At 73.0% G+C, this 21,564-nt stretch carries 14 protein-coding genes; 6 read left to right on the top strand and 8 right to left on the bottom strand.

The annotated features are described in order from the left end of the window. Positions 1–26: 26 nt before the first annotated feature. Positions 27–1,241 carry an ATP-grasp fold amidoligase family protein gene (locus ACFQ8T_RS11665; RefSeq protein WP_430546696.1) on the top strand — a complete coding sequence of 405 codons (1,215 nt, stop codon included), beginning with the start codon at positions 27–29 and terminating at the stop codon, positions 1,239–1,241. A gap of 88 nt (positions 1,242–1,329) precedes the next feature. Here ACFQ8T_RS11665 and ACFQ8T_RS11670 read toward each other — a convergent pair whose 3' ends face one another. After that, the gene (locus tag ACFQ8T_RS11670; protein WP_430546697.1) at positions 1,330–3,450 is read right to left on the bottom strand and encodes an acyltransferase family protein; all 2,121 of its coding nucleotides are present in this window, start codon (positions 3,448–3,450) and stop codon (positions 1,330–1,332) included. A 479-nt stretch (positions 3,451–3,929) separates the two neighbouring features. Between ACFQ8T_RS11670 and ACFQ8T_RS11675 the strand changes: the two genes are divergently transcribed. The 3 genes from ACFQ8T_RS11675 (at position 3,930) to ACFQ8T_RS11685 (ending at position 9,979) form a co-directional block, all read left to right on the top strand. Continuing rightward, positions 3,930–5,189, top strand: coding sequence for a nucleotide sugar dehydrogenase (locus ACFQ8T_RS11675; protein ID WP_430546698.1), 1,260 nt, complete (start codon positions 3,930–3,932; stop codon positions 5,187–5,189). A gap of 195 nt (positions 5,190–5,384) precedes the next feature. Continuing rightward, positions 5,385–7,499 carry an acyltransferase family protein gene (locus tag ACFQ8T_RS11680; RefSeq protein WP_430546699.1) on the top strand — a complete coding sequence of 705 codons (2,115 nt, stop codon included), beginning with the start codon at positions 5,385–5,387 and terminating at the stop codon, positions 7,497–7,499. Continuing rightward, the gene (locus tag ACFQ8T_RS11685; protein ID WP_430546700.1) at positions 7,496–9,979 is read left to right on the top strand and encodes a glycosyltransferase family 2 protein; all 2,484 of its coding nucleotides are present in this window, start codon (positions 7,496–7,498) and stop codon (positions 9,977–9,979) included. The genes ACFQ8T_RS11680 and ACFQ8T_RS11685 overlap by 4 nt, the downstream gene beginning before the upstream one ends. Before the next feature lies 1 nt (position 9,980). Here ACFQ8T_RS11685 and ACFQ8T_RS11690 read toward each other — a convergent pair whose 3' ends face one another. The 7 genes from ACFQ8T_RS11690 to ACFQ8T_RS11720 all read right to left on the bottom strand — a co-directional run bounded on the left by ACFQ8T_RS11690 (position 9,981) and on the right by ACFQ8T_RS11720 (position 19,147). Next, positions 9,981–10,337 (bottom strand): hypothetical protein, encoded by a 357-nt coding sequence (locus tag ACFQ8T_RS11690; RefSeq protein WP_430546701.1) that lies wholly within the window; start codon positions 10,335–10,337, stop codon positions 9,981–9,983. A gap of 50 nt (positions 10,338–10,387) precedes the next feature. After that, a complete protein-coding gene (locus tag ACFQ8T_RS11695) occupies positions 10,388–12,601 on the bottom strand; it encodes a CDP-glycerol glycerophosphotransferase family protein (protein ID WP_430546702.1) in 2,214 nt (737 codons plus the stop codon). A 43-nt stretch (positions 12,602–12,644) separates the two neighbouring features. After that, entirely contained in the window at positions 12,645–14,630 is a 1,986-nt protein-coding gene (locus ACFQ8T_RS11700) for a CDP-glycerol glycerophosphotransferase family protein (protein ID WP_430546703.1), read from the bottom strand. A gap of 338 nt (positions 14,631–14,968) precedes the next feature. After that, positions 14,969–15,997, bottom strand: coding sequence for a sulfotransferase family 2 domain-containing protein (locus tag ACFQ8T_RS11705; protein ID WP_430546704.1), 1,029 nt, complete (start codon positions 15,995–15,997; stop codon positions 14,969–14,971). 16 nt (positions 15,998–16,013) lie between these two features. Then, positions 16,014–17,369 (bottom strand): sulfate adenylyltransferase subunit CysN, encoded by a 1,356-nt coding sequence (gene cysN, locus ACFQ8T_RS11710; RefSeq protein ID WP_430546705.1) that lies wholly within the window; start codon positions 17,367–17,369, stop codon positions 16,014–16,016. Positions 17,370–17,372: 3 nt separating this feature from the next. Next, positions 17,373–18,275: a sulfate adenylyltransferase subunit CysD gene (gene cysD, locus ACFQ8T_RS11715; RefSeq protein ID WP_430546706.1), complete on the bottom strand. Its 903-nt coding sequence runs from the start codon at positions 18,273–18,275 to the stop codon at positions 17,373–17,375. Beyond that, entirely contained in the window at positions 18,272–19,147 is an 876-nt protein-coding gene (locus tag ACFQ8T_RS11720; RefSeq protein WP_430546707.1) for a 3'(2'),5'-bisphosphate nucleotidase CysQ, read from the bottom strand. The genes cysD and ACFQ8T_RS11720 overlap by 4 nt, the downstream gene beginning before the upstream one ends. A 131-nt stretch (positions 19,148–19,278) precedes the next feature. Between ACFQ8T_RS11720 and ACFQ8T_RS11725 the strand changes: the two genes are divergently transcribed. Together ACFQ8T_RS11725 and cysC are read left to right on the top strand one after the other, a co-directional pair. Next, a complete protein-coding gene (locus ACFQ8T_RS11725) occupies positions 19,279–20,271 on the top strand; it encodes a sulfite exporter TauE/SafE family protein (protein WP_430546708.1) in 993 nt (330 codons plus the stop codon). After that, positions 20,268–21,563: an adenylyl-sulfate kinase gene (cysC, locus tag ACFQ8T_RS11730; RefSeq protein ID WP_430546709.1), complete on the top strand. Its 1,296-nt coding sequence runs from the start codon at positions 20,268–20,270 to the stop codon at positions 21,561–21,563. The genes ACFQ8T_RS11725 and cysC overlap by 4 nt, the downstream gene beginning before the upstream one ends. Position 21,564 lies beyond the last annotated feature (1 nt).

A 21,564-nucleotide genomic window follows, 5' to 3' on the forward strand; every position in this document is an offset into this window, starting at 1 on the left:
CTCGGCGCCTGTGGGATAACTCCGGCATGCCCTCCCCTCGCGCTGCGCTGGCCCGCACGTTCGCCAGGCTGCCCCCGGTCGCCCGCCGCGACGCCGAGATCCGCCAGCTCTCCAGCGTGGTCAGGAAGCGGTCGCGAGCTCTCGTCAAGCAGCGCGAGCGTGCCGCCGACCTCCAGGCGGAGATCGCCGACCTGCGGGCCCAGGTCCGCAGGGAGCAGGAGAAGGCTGCGGCCTCCGACAAGACGTCCCGAGAGCGTCTCGCGAGGCTCAAGGCTGCGGACCTCCGGATCTCGCGCGCCGCCGAGCCGACGTTCAGCACGCTGCTGGCTCAGCAGCGCGCTCTGTACGGTCGGCTGCGGGACTCGGGCGGCCATGCGCTCCACCCGATGTCACGCACCGAGTACAAGCTGCACAACATGGCGTTCGCCCAGAGCCACGGACTTCGGACCGCCCAGGTCTTCCAGGCGTGGGCCACCGTCGACGAGATCAGTCTCGACGCTCTCCCGGACGAGTTCGTGCTGAAGTCGGACGGCGGCTCCAGCGCGCACGCCGTCTTCCCGCTGCGCCGCGTCGACGGTTCGCTCACCAGGGTCGACACCGGTGCCCGAGTCTCGATCGACGACATCAAGGACCGGATCCGCGCCCTCGGCGACCGCGCGCGTGGGCCGTTCTTCGCCGAGACGCTCCTGGCGTCCGCCGAAGGGTCGCTCGTCCCGGACGACATCAAGGTCTACACCTTCTACGGGCAGCCGGGGCAGGTCCTCCTCATGCGGCCTGCGGGGACCCGTCGGCGTGACGCCGGACGCCGTTACCTCGACCCGGTCACCGGTGCCGACCTCGGCGAGGTCATCCCCGGGGCGACGTACAAGCCGGACATCCCCGTCCCCGATCGCCTGCCCGAGATCCTCGCGGCGGCTCGGCACCTCTCCCTGGCCTCGGGGTCGGACTTCTGTCGGTTCGACTTCTACGACACTCCCGACGGCATCCACTTCGGCGAGATCACGCCGGCCCCCGGCGACCCGCAGCAGTACCGTCTCGAGCACGACCTCTCACTGGGTGCCCGATGGCTCGACGCTCGCGTGCGGGTGCTCCAGGACGAGGCGGCCGGTCGGCCCCGCGGGCTCGTCTGGGGGACGCATCCCCACGAGTGGCACTACCCCTCGGGGTCGGAACCCGACGACATGGCGAACTGGCCACGCAGCGTCTCCACCTGTGACCAGTGGTGCGCGCGGATGTCGTGACGGCGGCCTGCGGGGGGGCACCACGACGGCCCCCGGGAGGGTGAGCTCGTTCCCACGGTGAGCGGGGCGGTCGCGGCGCGGCAGACCCTCAGGAGGAACGCCCGGTGCGCAGGGCGGCCTGCACGCCGTCGGTGACCTCGGGGGTGAGGGTGCGGGCGAACGTCGCGGTGAGGTGACCGTGGTCGAAGTACGCCACGACGCCGCCGACCACGGGGTGGCAGACCTCGTCGTCGCACATGAGGTCGGTGACCTCTCGGACCGTCACCAGCCCGGAGTCGTCCGCGCGCCCGGCCGCGGCGAGGGGGTCCGGCTCGAGCGCCTGCGACGGCGGCGCCCCGCAGGCGTCCCAGGACACGGGCCCGGCGGCGAGGCAGTCGGGGACGCTGTCCGGCATCGCGGGGGTGTCGCGCAGCACGAGCACGGGGATGCCGGCGTCGGTGAAGGCGGCCAGCGTGTCGGCGTAGGCGTCCTGCGCGGCGCCGACCTGCTCGGCCTCCGGGACGTCCGCCAGGAGCTGGTTGGTGCGCGCCGACAGGACCACGAGGTCGTACCCGCCGTCGACGACCGAGTCGACCGCCCACCGCGTCGTGTCGAGGCAGCCCTGCGCGTCGTCCGCGGCCTCGTACTCCAGCAGCCGCTCGACGGGGTAGCACGACGACTGCAGGTACGTGTCGACCTGCCAGTCCCCCGCGCGCTCCCCCGCCTCCAGGGCGGGGGCCCAGTGGCCGGCGTGCGAGTTGCCGAGCAGCGCGACCCGCACGGGGGCGTCGTCGGAGCCGTACGTGCAGCTGTTCCGGGTCGTGAACGGCGGGTCGTTCCAGCAGTCGTCCGCGTAGACGGCCGGCTTGTCCTGCGCGGCCGCCTCCGGCGGCGTGAGCAGGCCCTGGACGTCACAGGACGGGTCGCGCACCGCGCCCGCGCCCGCGCACGCACCGGCGTCGGCGACCTGGGCGGGGGCGGACGCGACCGCCTCGCGCACCCGCTCGTCGGAGGCCGACGCCGCCGAGACGCCCCAGACCGCGGAGACGGCCACGCACACCGCGAGCAGCCCGAACGTCGCCGCGCGGCGGCGCACCAGCACCGGCTGGCGGCGCAGCGGGTCCTCGACCCACCGCTTGGTCAGGGCGGCCAGCACCAGCGACGCCACCACGACGGCCACCAGCTCGACGCCGCCCAGCGCGCGGCCGAGCGCGTAGGGCACGACGACGATCAGCGGCCAGTGCCACAGGTACACGCTGTAGGAGACGTCGCCCAGCCACTGCACGGGGCGCCACGCGAGCAAGCCGCCGGGTCCGCCGCGGGCGCCGTCGGCCGCCGCCGCGATCACCAGGGCCGTGCCCACCGTCGGCAGAGCGGCCGCGACGCCGGGGAACGGCGTCGACCCGTCGAAGAGGACCACCGCCGCCACGACGGCCGCCAGCCCCGCCCACGCCGTCGCCGCCCGGGCCGGCGTCGGCAGCTGCCACGGCCGCACCGTCACCGCCGCGGCGACGAGCCCGCCCAGCGCGAGCTCCCAGAGCCGGGTCGTCGTGACGAAGTACGCCGCGGACGGGTTCGTCCCCGTCAGGTGCACCGACCACGCGAGCGACACGACGACGACCAGCCCGACGACCGCCGTCGGCAGCCACGCCGACAGCGACGCCGGCCGACCTGCGCCGCGCCGGCGCCAGCGCACCGCGACCCACACGGTGAGCCCGATCAGCACCGGCCACAGCACGTAGAACTGCTCCTCGACCGACAACGACCAGTAGTGCTGCACGGGGGACGCCAGCTCCTCGGCGGCCAGGTAGTCCGTGGCCGACCGCGCCAGCGCCCAGTTCTCGACGTACAGCGCCGCGGCCGCCACCTCCCGCGCCACGCGGGCGTGCACCGTCGACGGCAGCCACAGCAGCGTCGCCGCCAGCGTGGCCACGAGCACCACCGTCGCCGCGGGGATGAGGCGGCGCACCCGCCGTGCCCAGAACTCCAGCAGGTCGCCCACCCCGCGCACCGGCCGGCGCAGCAGGTGCGACGTGATGAGGAAGCCCGAGATGACGAAGAAGACGTCCACACCCACGTAGCCGCCCGTCACCGTGCCCGGCAGCAGGTGGTAGACCAGCACCGCGCTCACCGCCAGCGCACGCAGGCCCTGCACGTCGGTGCGGACCTCGGTGCGCGTCGACGTTCCCGCCGACGAGCCGGCGGGAACGGGAGGGGACAGGGTGGTCACGCAGCGCTCCAGGATCGGGTCGGTCCCGACGTGGCGGTTCGAGACGTGGCACTTCGAGACGTGGCAGTTCGAGACGTCGCAGCCCGACAGGCCGGCGCACACGTCCCGTGGGGACCGCCTCGGAGGATAGCCCGCCGACCGGTGACGGGCGCAGTCGAGCCCGGTCCCGGGCGCGCCGCGGGCCAGGCCTTCACGGCACGTCCCGGACGTCTCCACGCCATGTCCCGTCCACGGTCCCGCCTACCGCGAGCGGTTCGTCCGCTTGGCGATGCTTCCCCGGCGCACGGGGCCGGAAGGGGGTACCCGGCGCCCCCGCGGAGGCGGGTATCCTCTCCAACGACATTCAGCCGTTCAGACGGCGTTCACCGGAGCTCCGCCCCCCCGCGGTCCCCGGCGCACCTCACACACCGCCGTGGCCTGGTCCCGTTCGAGGATGCTTCCTCCCGGGCTCGACCACAGATCGAAAGGACCTGGGCCCCATGCCTCTCGACCTTGCCGTGATCGGCCTTGGTTATGTCGGACTTCCGCTTGCCCGGGAGGCGGTGCGTGCCGGCCTCCAGGTGCGCGGCTTCGACGTCACGACGCCGGTCGTGGACGCGCTCAACGAGGGCCGCTCGCACGTGGACGACATCTCGGACGCGGACGTGGCCTCGATGGTCGAGGCGGGGTTCCGCGCGACCGCCGACGTGGAGGACATCCGTGGCGCGGCCGCCGTCGTGATCTGCGTGCCGACGCCGTTGGGGCAGGACGGCGGGCCGGACCTGGGCGCGGTGATCGCGGCGACCCGCACGGTGGCGGGGGTGCTCGAGCCCGGCATGGTCGTGGTGCTGGAGTCGACGACGTACCCGGGCACCACGGAGGAGGTCCTCAAGCCGATCCTCGAGGAGGGCGGCCTGCGGTGCGGCGAGGACTTCCACCTGGCGTTCTCGCCCGAGCGGATCGACCCGGGCAACCCGACGTACGGCATGAAGAACACGCCGAAGGTCGTGGGCGGGCTGACCCCGGAGGCCACGGAGCGTGCCGCGGCGCTGTACTCGCGGTTCGTGGACACGGTGGTCGTCGCCAAGGGTGCGCGCGAGGCCGAGACGGCGAAGCTGCTCGAGAACACCTACCGGCACATCAACATCGCGCTGGTGAACGAGATGGCGCGGTTCTGCCACGAGCTGGGCATCGACCTGTGGGACGTCATCCGGCTGGCCAAGACCAAGCCGTTCGGGTTCCAGGCGTTCTACCCCGGCCCCGGGGTGGGCGGGCACTGCATCCCGATCGACCCGAACTACCTGAGCCACAACGTGCGCTCGCGCCTGGGCTACCCGTTCCGGTTCGTCGAGCTGGCGCAGGAGATCAACGCGACGATGCCGTCGTACGTGGTGCGGCGCGCGCAGGACATCCTCAACGAGGACGCGAAGGCGATGCGCGGCTCGCGGGTGCTGGTGCTGGGCGTGACGTACAAGCCGGACATCGCCGACCAGCGGGAGTCGCCCGCGGTCGCGGTCGCTCGGGCGCTGGTGGCCCAGGGCGCCGACCTGGTGTTCCACGACCCGCACGTCGCGCAGTGGCACGTCAACGGTGAGGTCCTGGACCGGGTCGCGGACCTCGACACGGCCATCCTCGACGCGGACCTGGTCATCCTGGTGCAGAACCACAGCGCCTACGATGTCGATGTACTGGCGGAGAAGTCGGTGCGCTTCTTCGACACGAAGGGCGCGACGACGCACCCCGACGCCATCCGGCTCTGACCGGCGAGGACCGGTGAGGGCCCTGTTGGGAGGCCCTCACCGAGTCCGGGTTCATGACGCCGAAGGAGCTCCATGCGCGAACGAAGCATCGCTGTCCTCTGCGCGACCGCCGTGCGTTCGTGGTGTGACGCCTCCGAGGTGCTGTCCTATGAGTAACCTCGACTGCCCGCCCGCCCCCTGCACGAAAGCCTTCGAATGACCGTCGACTCGCGCGCCGTCCCGGACGTCTCGGCCTCCGCCGGGACCTCCGGCGCTGCTCCGCGCGCCACGCGCTTCCGCCCCGACGTGGAGGGACTCCGCGCGATCGCGATCGGGAGCGTGCTGCTCTACCACGCCGGGATCGTCTTCATCCCCGGCGGCTTCATCGGCGTGGACGTCTTCTTCGTCATCTCCGGCTTCCTCATCACGGGCCAGCTCGTGCGCGAGCTGGAGCGGAGCGGCCGGGTGTCGATGATCCGCTTCTACGCCCGCCGAGCCCGACGGCTCCTGCCCGCCGCGGCGCTCGTCCTGGCGGTCACCGCCGCCCTGGTGTTCTTCGTGGGCAGCATCGTCGACCGCAGGGTCTTCGGCGGCGACATCGTCGCGGCCGCCGCCTACGTGGAGAACTGGCGTCTCGCCGGTCGCGCCGTCGACTACCTGGCGGAGGGCGTCAGCGTCTCGCCGGTGCAGCACTTCTGGTCGCTGTCCGTCGAGGAGCAGTTCTACATCGTCTGGCCGCTCCTGCTCGTCGTCGTGGCCTTCCTGGCGCGGCGGTTCCACTGGCCCGCGCGGATCGTGATGGCCGCCGGTCTGTGCCTGATCGTGGTCCCGTCGTTCCTCTGGTCCGTCCTGATGTCGACCGAGAGCCCGGCCAACGCGTTCTTCGTGACCACGACCCGGCTCTGGGAGCTCGGGATCGGCGGCCTCGTGGCCGTCGGCGTCGCGATCTGGCCCCGCGTGCCGCGAGCCGTCGCCCTGGTCCTCGGCTGGGGCGGCATCGCGGCCATCGTCGCCGGCGCGCTGCTCCTCGACGAGACGGCCGTCTGGCCCGGCTCCCTGGCGCTCGTCCCGGTCCTCGGCACCGCGGCCGTGATCATCGCCGGGGCGAGCAGCTCGGCCCCCGGGTTCCTCGGCAACAAGCTCATGGTGTGGCTCGGCGGCCTGTCCTACTCGCTGTACCTCTGGCACTGGCCGCTGCTCATCGCCGCCACCTGGGTGTGGGGCGAGCTCGGCCAGAAGCGCGGGCTGCTCATCGTGCTGCTCGCCGTCATCCCCGCCTGGCTGTCGTACAAGCTCGTCGAGAACCCCGTGCGACGGATCGCCCAGGAGCGCTGGTCGCCCCGGATGACCCTCTCGGTCGGGCTCAACCTGACCGCCATCACCGTGATCGCCGGGCTCCTCCTCATGAGCGGCACCCCCACGAGCGCCCCGGCGAACGCCAGCGTCGAGGGCAAGGGCGCGCAGAGCCTCGAGATGAAGGACGGCGAGGCCACCGGGATCCCCAACCCGGACTCGGTCGAGAGCTTCACCCCGCTCCCCCAGGACGCCGCCGCCGACAAGCCCGACGCCTACGACCGCGGCTGCCAGGTGGACCAGAAGGTCGCCGTCCCCAAGCCCTGCGCCTACGGCGACCGGGAGGGCAAGACGCACCTGATGCTCCTCGGCGACTCCAAGGCCCTCCAGTGGATCGACGCGCTCGACCCGATCGCGAAGGACCACGGCTGGAAGCTCGACGTCGCCACCAAGAGCGCGTGCGGCTTCTCGAGCGCGCAGATCAACGACGGGCAGGGCGACCCCTACGTGAGCTGCACGCAGTACAACGAGGCGCTGCTGCAGATGGTGCTCGACGAGAAGCCCGACGCGGTCATGGTCTCGCAGACCACGAGCTACTCCTACGACAGCGCGGGCGAGCGGACGCAGGACGCGATGGTCGACGCCCTCGAGTCCACGTGGAAGACGCTCGAGGACGCCGGGATCGACGTGATCGCGATCGCGGACAACCCCGACCCGGTCGATCTCCCGGCCGGCGACGGGGAGGTCTACAAGTGTGTCGCCGAGTACATGGACTCCCTGTCCAGCTGCGCCTTCTCCAAGGAGGCCGGGCTCGACAAGAGCGGCACCCCGGCGATGCTGGCGACGGCCGACCTCATGCCGTCGGTCGACGTCGTCAACATGAACGACCTGGTCTGCACCGACGTCTGCCCGCCGGTGATCGGTGACATCCTCGCCTACCGGCAGGGTTCGCACCTCTCCCGCACCTACGTGAAGTCCACGACCCCGATCCTCGAACGACGCCTCACCCCCGTGATCGAGGAGGCCCGCGCGTCGTGAGCCGCCGGACCGAGCACGGCGCACCCGGGGGCGCGGGTCCCACGACGTTCGTCACGCACCCCGACGTCGTGCTCGCCGCGGCACGGCACGCCGAGGGCCTCGGGGCCTCAGGCGGCCGCGTCACCTCCCTGGCGCTCGACATGCAGGCGCCCACCGCCCGGGAGATCGTCGCGCGGATGATCGACCCGCACGCCGACTACGCCGCGGTCGTCGGGGCGGCCCTCGATCCCTCGTCCTCCGACCTGCTCGGCACGGAGCCCGGACGGACCGGTGAGCTGCTCTGCTCGCTCGCCCGACTGGTCGGGCACCAGCAGGCGACCGAGGACGACGTGCCGCACGCGCTGGCGCTCTTCGCCGCCGCTCGACGGCGCGTCCCCGTCCGCCGCTGGTCCGTCCCCGACCGGCGTGCCCTCGCCCAGCTCCTGTGGGCTCACGGCGAGGACGACACCCTGCGTCGCGATACGGCCCTGCTGACGTCGCTCGACGCCGGGACGCGGGCGTTCCTCCGGCTCGACCTCCACGGGTTGGAGCACGGCGTCGGGTCGGAGTCATGGCTCGCCGGGCTCAACGACAACCTCCAGGCCCTCGGGGTCGCCCCGGTCGGGCTGGCGCCGGAGGGCGCCACCCCCTTCGACCGCCTGCAGCCCGGTACGACCCGGACGGCGGGGCCGGGCCCGCTGATCTCCGTGGTGATGCCGGCCTACCGGCCGGGACCGGAGTCGATCACCGCGGTGCGCTCCATCGTGCAGCAGACGTGGCAGGACTGGGAGCTGCTCGTCGTCGACGACGCCTCCGGCGACGAGTTCGAGCCCGTCTTCGCGCAGCTCCAGGGCCTGGACCACCGGGTGCGTGTCCTGCGCCAGCCCGTCAACCGGGGCACCTACGCGGCGCGCAACCGCGCGCTGGAGGAGGCCCGCGGAGAGTTCGTCACGTTCCAGGACACCGACGACTGGTCGCACCCCGAGCGGCTCGAGCGGCAGGTCCTTCCGCTCCTCGAGGACCCGTCCCTCCTGAGGACGCTCAGCCGCTCCCTGCGGTGCGACGACGACCTCGTCTTCCAGCGCCTGGGGAACGACCCGGTCCACGCCAACGCCTCGTCGCACCTGTTCCGGCGCTCCGTCCTCGACACGGTCGGCCGCTTCGACTGGGTGCGCAAGAGCGCCGACACGGAGTTCGACCTGCGGCTGGAGGCGGTGTTCCCCGGCCGCCGCCTGCAGCTGCAGGAGCCGTTGGCCTTCGTCCGGCTCCAGGCCGACTCGCTCTCCCGCAACGACGTCCGGCCCGGCTGGATGCACCCGGCCCGGATGGAGTACCGCGCCGCGATGATCCACTGGCACCGGCAGATCGAGGCCGGGGCGAGCCCGCGGATCCCCGCGGACGTCACGCGGCGCCCGCTGACGGCCCCGCGACCGTTCCTGCGGGACGTCGGGCTCCCGGAGCAGGCGGTCGACGTCGCCTTCGTCGCCGACTGGACGATGGACGGCGCCACCCAGCGCACCGCGCTCGCCGAGATGGCGGCCCTCGCACGCTCGGGCCTGCGCGTGGGGCTCGTCCACGTGCGCAGCGCGTTCAGCGAGGCGCCCCGTCGAGCGCCCCTGTCCCTCGCCGCACGCCGCGCCCTCGCCGACCGCACGCTCACGTTCGTGTCCCTCGAGGAGCAGGACCACGTGCCGACGATCGTCGTCCGGCAGCCCGACGTCCTCGAGTTCCCCACGTCTCGCCCGGTGTCCCTCAGCACGGACCGCGTGGTGGTCGTCGCGGACCCGGGGCCGCGCACGGCCGGCGGGCCCGGCGTGCGCTGGGTCGCCGAGGACTGCGACCGGAACGCCGAGGCGCTCTTCGGCGTCGCCCCGGAGTGGATCGCCCCGGACGATCCCGCGCGGGCGGACGCGTACCCGCGCGTCCTCGACGTGCCGCGGTGGCCCGGGAGGCTGCCCCGCCGGTTCCGGAGCGACCGGCCGGTCGTCGGCTGGATCTTCGGCGGAGAGCTTTCCGCGCTGCCCGACGGCGCCGACCGCCTGCGACAGGTCTTCCCGGTCGACGGCACGGTCGACGTCCGTCTTCTCGGGAGCCGCCGCGTCCTCGAGGGGGCCCTCCCCGTCCTCCCGGCCGAGTGGCTCGTCTACGAGACGGGCGAGGTCACCGCACGGCAGCTGCTGCAGCAGGTCGACGTCGTCGTCGCCTTCCCCCGGGCGGTGACGGCCGAGGCGCTGCGCACGGTGGAGGAGGCGCTCGCCGAGGGGTGTGTGCCCGTCGTCTCGCCAGAGCTCGCCCCGCACTTCGGCGACGCCGTGCTGGCGTGCGCGCCCGACGAGGTCGCCGGCCTGGTCGGACGGCTGCGGGCCGACCAGGCCGCCTTCCGCGACCGGTCGCGCCGCGGATGGCAGTGGGCGGACGAGCGGTTCGCCGACTCCGGGCGACGGGTCGTCGAGGCGCTGGGCCTGGGTGCCCGGTCGTCGGGCCCGACCTGGTCGCCGTAGGTCAGCGGGCGGCGCCGGCCTCACGCTCGGTGGCCTCCAGCCGCGCCGCGCCGATGTCGGCGACGACGCGCCGCGCCATCGCGTCGGCGTGCTCCGCGTGCGCGGCGGCCTCCTTCAGGCCCTTCTTCTGCCCCGCCAGGACGAGGTCGGTCTTGGCCGCGAGCCGTGCGGTGCCCTCGTCGATCCGCGCGGTCACCGTGCGGCCGACGCTGTGGACCAGCCCCGCCCCGAGGACGGCGGCCACGCCGAGCGCGGCACCGCCCAGCTCGGTGCTGGAGGCCGCGAAGCCGACGGCGGCGACCACCCCGGCCAGCGCGGTGAGAGACGTGAGGACGTTGGTCCTCGAGAGCTTGGGCACGATGGCTCCTCGAACTCGGTCGACAGGGACGATGGGCGCGGAACGCCTGGTCACCGCGGCCGCGCGGGGATCCGTTCCTCGATCGCCGCGACGGTCCGGGCACAATTCTGCCGGTCCCGCCGTGGGAACGCCGCCTCGATGCGTGCCGTGTAGACGGGATCGGGCCGGCAGTCCCGCTCGAGCAGGCGCTCGACCGCGTCGAGCGTGTCGTCGAGGGTCCGCACGACCGGGCCGAACCCGTCCCGGTCGTAGTCGAACCACGTGGGCGACGAGTGCTTGCCCTCGAACTCCTCCTCGTCGAAGCGCGCGTACACGATCGGGGTCCCCAGGTACGCCACGTCGAAGTGCACCGACGAGTAGTCCGTGACGAAGGCGTCGCACCCCCGGATCAGGTCCTGGAACGACACGGTGTCCGTGTCGGCGATCTCGATGCGTTCTCCCGCCACGGTCGCCCCCTCGAACCTGGACGCCATGTTGTAGTGCGGCACGAAGGTCAACCGGTAGTCGTACCGCTCCAGCATCTCGTGCAGGCGCCGGCTCTCCAGGAGATCCGACATGAACCGCTGGTAGGTCGATCCCTCGTAGGGGACCTCGCCGTCCTGCGACGCATGGAGCGACGTCATCGCGAGGTAGTTCCGCCAGGTCGGCATGAAGAGGATGGTCCGGCTGGGCGGGGTCGGCGTCAGCGCGTCGTACCGCGGCATCCCCGCCTCGACGAGCTGCTCGTCGTAACCCGACGCGGCCCGCAGGGCCTCGGTCTCCCGCGGCATGACCGTCAGGCAGATGTCGTAGCCCGTCGTGCCGCGCTTCACCGCGTTCGGGCTGAGATGGACGCCGTGCTTGAGGTAGACGCGCAGCGCCCCGACCCGCCAGACGATGTGGCGCGTGTACTCCTTCACGTCCCACCCGTCCGGCACCAGGTAGCCGATCATGTAGGCGTTGGCCAGCACGGTGGCGTGCAGCAGGAGCAGCTGGTGCTTCCACGACGAGTGGGCGACGACGTGCCCGTACGGGGCCACGCGGTCGTACTGGGGGCTCGACCGGTCGATGACGTAGTAGGCCCGGCGCCGCAGGCCCGACTCCCGAAGGTGCCGGAACAGGTGGACGCCGTTGTCCTGCGCGGTGTCCTTCCGCTCCCCGACGAGCCAGATCTCACGACCCGCGAAGAACGGTCGCGTCACGAGCCTGACGAAGCGGAGCCACCGCATCCGCCGACCGGCAGACCCCCGGGCGATGAACCCGGCGTCCTTCTTCAGCAGCATGCCGGCCCACCGCAGGCGCGCCGAGAGCCCCGATCCCTCCTGCGTGGTGAGGAACGCGGCGTTCCCGTCGCCGACGGTGTGCAGGAGATACCTGACGGTGGTCGTCCCTGCCTGCCCGGGTGCGTCGTCCCCGTCTGCGTGCATCCCGACCGTCCGCGCGCTGATCAGCGCGCCGCCGCGGGGCCGGAGGTTGCGACGCAGCCGGAGCTCGGGCACCTCGGTGTCGAGCTCGATGACGAAGCGACGGTGGCCGCTCCCCGTGCCGACGAGCGCGAGCCGTGTGCGCAGGCCAGCCCACTGCGCGTCGCCGCGGTTGCCGATCCGCGGAGTCAGCGGCACCGGGCCGGAACGGGCGACATCACCCGACGGGCCCGTCAGCGCGAGGCGGTACCGCCAGGGCGGTTCGGGCATGTCCGAGCCGAACGCGACGGACAGGAACCCCATGATCTCGACGTCTCCGTCGGCGGGGTCCAGCGCCTCGAGCCACGGGGTCGCCGCGGACAGCGCGAGTCGCCCCAGGAAGTCGGCGAGCAGCGATCCCCGCGTCACGTCCTGCTCCGTGAGCATCCGCTGGATGTAGCGGGCCACGCTCTGCTTCGTCCCCCGGTCCGTCCAGAGCAGGAGGGGCGTCGGGCTGGTGAGGGCAAGCTCGTCTAGCCGTGCGACCTCGCGCCACAGGTGTCGGGACCACTCGTCGAGGTGGGCGGCGCGCGGAAGGGTCGCGACGGTGCCGTACCGGGCACCGGAGCCCGCCAGCCAATCGCTGGCTGCGATGTTGTGGTCCTGGCTCAGGTTCGACGCCGACTCCACCGCGGCGACCTCGTGGCGAGAGACCGCCTTCTGGACGTCCATGCCGGGGTCGTGCACGACCGCGATCGGGGCGCGACGGAAGCGGGGCATCTTCCGGAGCTCGGCCAGAGCAGGCTCCAGGATCTCCGCCCGGTTGGCACCGACGATGAAGACGAGGGCGATGTCAGGTCTCGGCGCATCCACGTCGCTCACATGCACGTCGTTCACGGGCCGCTCCGCTCCCTTCCTCCACGGGTCACGACGCCCCACCGCCTCCCGAAGTCTGCCGGACGGCCGTCCGCCGGTCCACCCATCGCCACCACAGGACCCTGGGGCCCCCGGCCGTGCGGACCGACCAGGCCACCCGCTCGCAGTTGTGGCGGTCGTGGTAGCGGACCGACCGCTGCGCGCGGGCCCAGTGCTCCTCCGGCATCGCGAAGCCGTCGGCAGCCGTCGTCTCGACCTCCTCGACCAGCCGGTCGACGTCGGTGACGATCGTCCCCGGGAGGTCCGCGTCCAGGTCGAGGAACGACCCCTGGTCCCCGAAGAACCGCTCCTGGTCGAACTGGAAGTAGAGGACCGGTCGCCGCTGCAGCGCGAAGTCGAAGGCCACGGACGAGTAGTCGGTGACGAGGCAGGCGTGCTCCCGCAGGAGCGTCTGCACGTCGACCGCCCCCTGCTGCAGCACGCGGACGCCCTCCACGTCGAACAGGTCGACGTAGTGCCGCATGTTCGGGTGGAGGATGAACGTCACGCGAAGCCCGTCGCGCATCGCCCGCGCCAGGCGCGGGTGGCCGAGGAACTCCTGCCACCGCGCGCGGTACTCGCTGTCCAGGAACCGGTCGCGGTTCCCCAGCCACTCGCGCCACGTCGGGATGACGAGCAGGCCCTCCGGGTCCCGGTCCAGCGGGGCGAGCAGCTGGTCGAACCGCGGCAGCCCCGTCACCCGCACCTGGGCGGGCCGGTACCCGAACGCGTCGACGGCGACGCGGCACTCGCGGTCGGAGCTGACGTGGAAGCGGTCCGTGGTGAAGCCCGGAGCGAAGCGCCCGTAGTTGGCCGTCATGTTCTTCGTGCCGGAGATCCCGTGGCGGAGGAAGACCCGCACGGCCCGCACCCGGGCGACGACCGCCGGATGGCGCGACGGCAGGAGGTACTCGGCGTGGTGCGTCCCGGCGATCCGCGACGCCAGGAACGCCACCCGGACGTGCTCGCGCGAGCCGTGGAGGACGACGTTGCCGAGGCCGTCGAGCCGGGCGCGATCGGGGGCGTCCTCGGCGACGACGTAATAGGCGCGGCGCCTCGGCTCGTGCTCGCGGAGCCACCGGAAGAGGTGATAGCCGTTGTCCTGCGCCTTGTACGGCAGCTCCCCGACGAGCCAGATCCCGAGGAACGGGCGGACCAGCGGCAGGAGCCAGGCGAGGCGGGTCCACCGCCGCAGGTACGCGAAGACCTCCGGCGACATCCGCTCGACGCGCACCGACACGTTGGCGCCGCGGAAGGTCTCGTAGGGAAGCAGCTGCGTGACGACGCCCCCGACGACGGCCCGGCCGGGCCGGAGCGCGACCTGGTGCGCCCTGGTGCTCACGCGGCGGGTCTGGACCCGACCCTCCTGGTCCTCGACCTCGATGCTGAGGTCCAGGGTCTCGTCCCGCGGGTCGAGGCGCGTCACGAGCGCGGACACCGGCAGGGCGAGGGCGCCGCGGTGGACGAACCGTCCTCGGTCCCGACGGGACTCGTCGGGCAGCGGCACGAGGGGCACGTCGACGTCGTACCGTCGCCCGGTCTCCCGGGAGGCCGCCACGAGACGGGCCGCTCGGGCGCCCCGGTCGGCGCCGCGGACCCGCAGCCGCAGCGCGACGCCGTCGGCGCCCAGGCGCAGCTCGTCCACGTCGATCAGGAACTTGCGTGCGGGGGCGCCCGCCAGGAGCACGCTGAGGTTGCCGTTCTGGGTCACGGCGAGGCGGTCGTCGGCCGCGCCGGCTGCGGACGACCGAGCGACGTCGACCCGCGTCGTCGACCGGAAGTTGCCGAGCCGGACGGGTGCGGGCGCCTCGCCGGCGCCCCGGTCCGGGGCGGCGCCACCCTGGGCCGGCACCAGGTGCATCCACAGGTCGGCGACGTCGTCCCCGGGCACGGAGCGCCGCCGCAGCTCGTCCAGGGACAGCCGCGCCGAGAACGTCTCGCGCCCGCTCGCGGGCACCCGGACCTCGGCGCCGCTGTCGCGAAGGACCGCGGACACCTCGCCGACCTTCCAGCCAGGGCGCGCCGAGGTCCCCTCGACGACGACCTCACCGTCGCGGATGCCCACCTCGAGGGACGTCTTGTCCGGCCCGACCACCCGTGCCGGGCGCAGCGCACGTGCCGTTCGACGGGCCCATCGGCGGAGCAGCCCCCCTCGCCTCACCGCCGTCGCGCCGCGGGGACGCCGAGCGCAGGCCAGCACGTGTCGGGGGACGACGGTGCGTCGCACCTGCGCTCCGGTCGAACCATCGAAACTCCCCACGAATACCCGCGGACACACCGCGGTGGCGACGACATTCTAGGTCGTCCCCGGGCCGCGTCGAGCGCCCCGCACGGCTAGTCGCCGGAGCGCGTCATCATCCGCTTCGCCTTGGAGGCGGCGCGCCTCAGCGGCGTCCTCGTCGCCTGCGCGAGGCTGCGCTCCAGGTCCCTGTTGGCGCGGACCAACCCGGCCTTCTCCTGCTCCAGGTCCTTGATCGCGGCACGCTCGTCCTTGGCGATGCCGTACAGCGTGGTGATCCGCTCGCCGAGGCTTCGCCGGGCGGCGATGTCGCGGAAGTCCGACGCCGACCACTGCGCGGGCTTCTGCATCACCGGGTCGAAGTCCCACCGGTCGCCGAACCGGGCGAGGTCGGCGCCGTAGATCTCCTCGAGCGCCTCGCGCACGCCGCCCTCGAACACCTCGGACGCCGCCCGGAGCGGGGTGTCGTTCTCCCTGCCGAGGGACACCTCGTGCGGGCGCCCGACGTCGTCGAGGTGGGCGCTCAGGTCGCCCAGCAGCGTGGAGATGTCGCTGATGTCGTAGATGCGCGAGTACGGGATCGTGTCCTCGTGCAGCCGCGTCGTCTGGGGCGCGAAGTGCGTGTCGCGGACCGGGCCGCGGGGGTCCCGCAGCACCTCGACGAACCGCGCGAAGTCGCGGACCACGTCCTCGACGGAGCCCGGCGCGTCCGGCAGCCACTCGGCCCCGGCGAACTTCCGTCCCGTGTAGACCGGGTCGCCCACGAGGAACTTGGACTGCCACGCCGAGAACGCCCGCAGGCGCGGGTCGCGCACGACCGCGAAGACGAACCAGCCGTTCGCCGGGGAGATCTCCGCCCGCTCGGCCGGCTCGAGCTGCTTGAGCGAGCGCACGTCGTGCCAGAGCCGCCGGTGGTGGATCATCATGCGCGGCGTCGCCTCGCAGCTCAGCACGCTGGTGAACTGCTCCGGGTCCTGCCCGCTGAGCTCCGCGACGAGCCACTTCAGGCTGGTGCACGCGTTCTTCGCCAGGTGGGTGAACAAGACCTTGTGCTCGGGCAGCACCCAGGTGTTGGGCGCGGTCGCGTGCTCCGCCGTCAGCGGAACGGTCCCGGTCACGGCCATGTCGATCACCTCGTCCTCAGGCGGTGTGCGGAAGGGTGCCGACCATCCCGGCCGCCACGGTCTTGTTCGTGGCCTCGTCGACCAGGATGAACGCGCCCGTCCGCCGGTTCTGGCGGTAGGGGTCGACGAACAGCGGCTGCGTGACCCGCAGCTGGATGCGGCCGATCTCGTTGAGCCGGATCTCGGTCGCGTCCTCGTCGCGGTGCAGGGTGTTGACGTCGACGCGGTACTTGACGTCCTTCACCATGGCACGCGCCCACCGGGTGGTGTGCTTGATCGCGTACTTCTTGCCCTGCACCAGCGGCGCCGTCTCGTCCATCCAGCAGATCTGGGCGTCGATGTCCTGCAGCGCGGCGGGCGAGTTGTTCGGGCGGCAGATCATGTCGCCGCGCGAGATGTCGATCTCGTCCGCGAGCCGCACGGTCACGGACATGGGCGGGAACGCCTCGTCGACCGGGCCGTCGGCGGTGTCGATGCCCTCGATCGTGGTCTCGAGCCCGGACGGCAGCACCATGACCTTGTCGCCCTTCTTGAGCACCCCGCCGGCCACGGTGCCCGCGTACCCGCGGTAGTCGCGCGCGTCGTGCGACTGCGGCCGGATCACGTACTGCACGGGGAACCGCACGTCCTGCAGGTTGCGGTCGCTCGCCACGTGCAGGGACTCCAGGTGGCTGAGCAGCGGGCGTCCGTCGAACCACGGCATGTTCTCGCTGCGGTTCACCACGTTGTCGCCGACGAGCGCCGAGATCGGGATGAACGTGAGGTCCGGCACGCGCAGGCGCGAGGCGAAGTCCGTGAAGTCGCGCCGGATGCCCTCGAAGACCTCCTCGGAGTAGTCGACGAGGTCCATCTTGTTCACGCAGACCACGATGTGCGGTACACCCAGCAGGGTGGCGAGGAACGTGTGCCGGCGGCTCTGCTCGATGACGCCCTTGCGGGCGTCCAGGAGGATGATCGCGACGTCGGCGGTCGACGCGCCAGTGACCATGTTCCGCGTGTACTGGATGTGGCCCGGGGTGTCCGCGATGATGAACTTGCGCCGGGGCGTCGCGAAGTAGCGGTACGCCACGTCGATCGTGATGCCCTGCTCGCGCTCGGCCCGCAGGCCGTCGGTGAGCAGCGCCAGGTCGGTGTAGTCGTTGCCGCGGTCCTTGCTGACCTGCTCCACCGACTCGAGCTGGTCCTCGAAGATCGTCTTGGAGTCGAACAGCAGCCGGCCGATGAGGGTGCTCTTGCCGTCGTCCACGGAGCCCGCGGTCGCGAAGCGCAGCAGGTCGGCCGACGTGTCGAACGCCTGCTGGCTCGCGCCGCCCTCGGTCACGTGCGACGTTCCGGCGGAGGTCACGGGGGTCTCGATGCTCTCGGTGCTCATGGCTTAGAAGTAGCCCTCTCGCTTGCGGTCCTCCATCGCGGCCTCGCTCACCTTGTCGTCGCCACGGGTGGCGCCACGCTCGGTGAGGCGCACGGCGGCGACCTCCTCGACGATCTCGGCACGGGTCGCCGCCGTCGACGCGACGGCGGCGGTGAGGTTGGCGTCCCCCACCGTGCGGTAGCGGACGGACCGCACCTCGGCGGTCTCGCCGTCCTTGAGCGGCGTGAACTCGTTGACGGCGAACAGCATGCCGCCCCGGTCCACGACCTCGCGCTCGGCCGCGAAGTACAGGTCGGGCAGATCGATGTCCTCGGCCTCGATGTAGGCCCAGATGTCCAGCTCGGTCCAGTTGGACAGCGGGAACACGCGGATCGACTCGCCCTGGTGGACGCGGCCGTTGTACAGGTCCCAGATCTCGGGCCGCTGGTTCTTGGGGTCCCACTGGCCGAAGTCGTCGCGGAAGGAGAACACGCGCTCCTTGGCGCGCGCCTTCTCCTCGTCGCGGCGCCCGCCGCCGAACAGCGCGTCGAAGCCGTTCTTCTCGGCGGCCTCGAGCAGCACCGGGGTCTGGATGCGGTTGCGGGAGCCGTTGGGCTCCTCCTGCACCAGCCCACGCTCGATGGCCTCCGGCACGGAGGCGACGACGAGCTGGATGCCGAGCCGCTCGACCCAGCGGTCGCGCGTGGCGAGCACGGACGGGAAGTTCAGGCCGGTGTCCACGTGCATGATCGGGAACGGGATGCGCGCCGGGGCGAACGCCTTGGCGGCCAGGTGGAGCATGACGATCGAGTCCTTGCCGCCCGAGAAGAGCAGACAGGGGCGCTGCATCTCCGCGACCACCTCGCGAAAGATGTGGATGCTCTCCGCTTCGAGGCTGCGGAGCTGGCTCAGGACGTGGGACGTCACGGCTGGGCACCTTCCTTGATGTCGACCCCGACCTCCGTCAGCGCCGCACGCAGGTGCGCCGCCACGGCCGGGTGGCTGACGAAGAGATCGGGGAGCCAGGGGTCCTGGCGGTTGTACTCGAGCGGGGTGCCGTCCAGCCGGGTGCACACGAGGCCCGCGGCGAGCGCGACCGCGACGGGTGCCGCCGAGTCCCACTCGTACTGGCCCCCGGCGTGCACGTACGCGTCGACGGTGCCGTCCACGACGGACACGACCTTGACGCCGGCCGACCCCATGGGCACGAGCTCGACGTCGTCGCGGGCGGCGAGGTCCTGCACGAACTGCGGCGGACGGCTGCGGCTCGCGGCGAGGCGCAGCGGCCGCCGGCCGGCCAGGACCGCGTCCGTGTCGTCGGCCGGGCTCGGCCCTGCGTCGGTCGTGGCGGTGCTGAGGACGGCGCCGCGGGCCGGCAGCCCGACCGCACCGGCGGCGAGCCCGTCGGACCGGGCGACGCCGCGGTCCCAGAGGGCCACGTGCACCGCGAAGTCGTCGCGCCAGCCCGCGCCGTCGCCGGCGCGCTCGGCGAACTCGCGGGTGCCGTCGAGCGGGTCGACGATCCACACGCGGTCCGCCGTCAGGCGGGCGGCGGTGTCGGCGGCCTCCTCGGAGAGGACGGCGTCGCCCGGGCGGGCGTGCGCGAGCGCGCCGGCGAGCCACGACTGGCTGGCCGCGTCGCCCGCGTCCTTGAGCTCCCTCGCCACGAACGACCCGCCGGCGGCGTCGACCTCCGCCCGCAGGCCGCGGAGCACCTCGCCGGCTCCCTGCGCGAGCGCGACGGCGAGCTCGCCGTCGGGCAGGCCCGGGTCCGGGAAGGACGGGGCGGACGCGGACATACGACTCCTCGGCTTGCAGCTCTGGACGGAGGCCCCGGGCGGGCCGCGGCCGACGCTACCATTCCGAATTGGACGATTCCCTGAGAGTTCACATTGTTGAATTCTGTTTTTCCGATAGGAATGGTGCGCTTTTGAGCCTCGACCTCCCGCTGATCGTCGGCGGACTCGTCGTGGGCTTCGTCGTCGGCCTGACGGGGATGGGCGGCGGCGCGCTGATGACGCCGATGCTCATCTTCGTGTTCCGCGTCGACCCGCTCACCGCGGTCTCCTCCGACGTCGTGGCCAGCCTGTTCATGAAGCCCGCGGGCGCGATCGTGCACCTGCGCCGCCGCACCGTGAACCTGCAGCTCGTGCTGTGGCTGTGCATCGGCTCCGTGCCGGCCGCCTTCTCCGGCGCGCTCCTCATCCGTTACCTCCCGTTCGGCGACGGGTTCGACGAGATGCTCAAGCAGATCCTCGGCGTCGCCCTGCTCATCGCGTCGGCAGGGCTGGTCGTGCGCGCGGTGCTCGGCATGCTGCAGCGCCGCACCGCCCTCGGCGAGGGGCCCGCCGCGCCCAGCAGCCCCGACGTCGTCGTCCGCAAGGTGCCCACGCTGGTCCTCGGCGCCGTGGCCGGGCTCATGGTCGGCCTCACGTCCGTCGGCGCCGGCTCGATCATCATCGTGGTGCTGCTCCTGCTCTACCCGGCCCTCAAGGCCTCCCAGCTCGTCGGGACCGACCTGGTGCAGGCGGTCCCGCTGGTCGCGGCCGCGTCGCTGGGGCACATCCTCTACGGGGACTTCGAGCTGGTCCTGACGACCTCCCTGCTCGTCGGCGCGATCCCCGGTGCCTGGTTCGGCGCCCACGTCTCGAGCCGCGCCCCCGGCGGCATCATCCGCCGCGCCCTGGCGATCCTCCTGCTGGCGTCCGGCCTCAAGCTGCTGGGCGCCTCGCTCGGCGTGGTGGTCGCCGCCGCCGTGGGCGCGCTCGTCGTCGGCAACCTGCTGTGGGTCGTGGTCCGGGAGCGCATCAAGCGGCTCCCTCCCCGGCCGGCCGTGCCCGGCACCGTCCCCGCTCCCGCACCCGACCGCGAACCGGCCCCCGAACCGGACCCCGACCAGAAGGACACGACGACGCGATCATGACCGAGCCCACCCCCGGCACGGTGCCCTCGGACCTGCCCTCCGACCTGCCCGCCGCGACCCACGTCCTGTCCCCCGACGAGCTGGACCTCCTCGAGCTCGCCCTCGCCGGCGGCCCCTGGGTCCCGCCCGCCGGGCTGCCCGCCGGCCCCGTGACCCTCACGGACGCCGAGAACACGCCGCTCGCCGTCGCCGGCGTCCCCGGCGACGCGGCCCCGCGCGCCGTGCGCCCGTTCGCCCGTGCCGCCGGGCCGCACTGGGACCCCGCCGTGCGTCGCACCGCCCGCGAGGTGCGCGACGGTGCGCCCGCGGGCCGCGCGGCCGTCGCCCTGGTCGTGGCCGAACCGCCCACACGCTCGGAGGTGGACGCCCTGCCCGGGCTCGTCGGCGACGCGGGCTCGGTGCTGCTGCTCGTCCCTGCCGCGCGCCGGTCCCCCGCCGCCGGGCAGGTGGGGGCCCCGGGTCTCGTGCGCATCGCCCAGGACCTCGCCGACCGGTTCGAGGACGGCCCGCGCCGCGCGAGCGTCGTCGTCGTGCCGTGGCCGGCCGACGCCCCGGACGGGCTGCGCTGGACGGACGTCGGCGCGCGCTACGGCGCCACGCGGACCGAGCTGCTCGTCGCGCACCGCTCCCCCGGGGACCGCGGCGCCGTCGAGAAGCTCGGCACCGTGTGGTCCGGCGCCGTCGCCGCGCTCTACCCGGAGGTGCCGGCCGCCGAGGTCGCGCGGGCCGCCGGCACGGCCCGGCCGCGGGGCGCCGTCGTCTTCTTCACGGGCCTGTCCGGCTCCGGCAAGTCGACCGTGGCCCGGGCGCTGGCCGCCGAGCTCGACGACGAGGGCCTGCACACCACCTTGCTCGACGGCGACGAGGTGCGCCACCACCTGTCCAAGGGCCTCGGCTTCGACAAGGCCTCCCGCGAGCTCAACGTGGAGCGCATCGGCTACGTCGCGTCGCTCGTGTCCTCGCACGGCGGCGTCGCCGTGGCGGCGCCGATCGCGCCGTTCGCGTCGGGCCGCGCACGGGTGCGCGAGCTCGCCGAGGCCGCCGGCACCTTCCTGCTGGTGCACGTCAGCACGCCGCTGGAGGTGTGCGAGGCCCGCGACCGCAAGGGCCTGTACGCGAAGGCCCGGCGCGGCGAGATCCCCGAGTTCACCGGGATCTCCTCGCCGTACGAGGCGCCGACCGACGCCGACCTGGTCGTCGACACCTCCCGGGTGAGCGTCGAGGACGCCGTGGCACGCGTCCGCGCGGCACTGGACGCCGCGGGTGGCGACCGTTCCGGCCCGCTCCGCTGAG

The sequence above is a fragment of the Isoptericola sp. NPDC056618 genome (assembly GCF_042792715.1).
GTDB lineage: Bacteria > Actinomycetota > Actinomycetes > Actinomycetales > Cellulomonadaceae > Isoptericola > Isoptericola nanjingensis.

Excerpts from the sequence above, each read along its gene's own strand:
- ACFQ8T_RS11705 (WP_430546704.1), bottom strand. The coding sequence starts at position 15,997 with ATGGCCGTGACCGGGACCGTTCCGCTGACGGCGGAGCACGCGACCGCG.
- ACFQ8T_RS11675 (WP_430546698.1), top strand. The coding sequence starts at position 3,930 with ATGCCTCTCGACCTTGCCGTGATCGGCCTTGGTTATGTCGGACTTCCG.
- ACFQ8T_RS11720 (WP_430546707.1), bottom strand. The coding sequence starts at position 19,147 with ATGTCCGCGTCCGCCCCGTCCTTCCCGGACCCGGGCCTGCCCGACGGC.
- ACFQ8T_RS11665 (WP_430546696.1), top strand. The coding sequence starts at position 27 with ATGCCCTCCCCTCGCGCTGCGCTGGCCCGCACGTTCGCCAGGCTGCCC.
- ACFQ8T_RS11680 (WP_430546699.1), top strand. The coding sequence starts at position 5,385 with ATGACCGTCGACTCGCGCGCCGTCCCGGACGTCTCGGCCTCCGCCGGG.
- cysN (WP_430546705.1), bottom strand. The coding sequence starts at position 17,369 with ATGAGCACCGAGAGCATCGAGACCCCCGTGACCTCCGCCGGAACGTCG.
- cysC (WP_430546709.1), top strand. The coding sequence starts at position 20,268 with ATGACCGAGCCCACCCCCGGCACGGTGCCCTCGGACCTGCCCTCCGAC.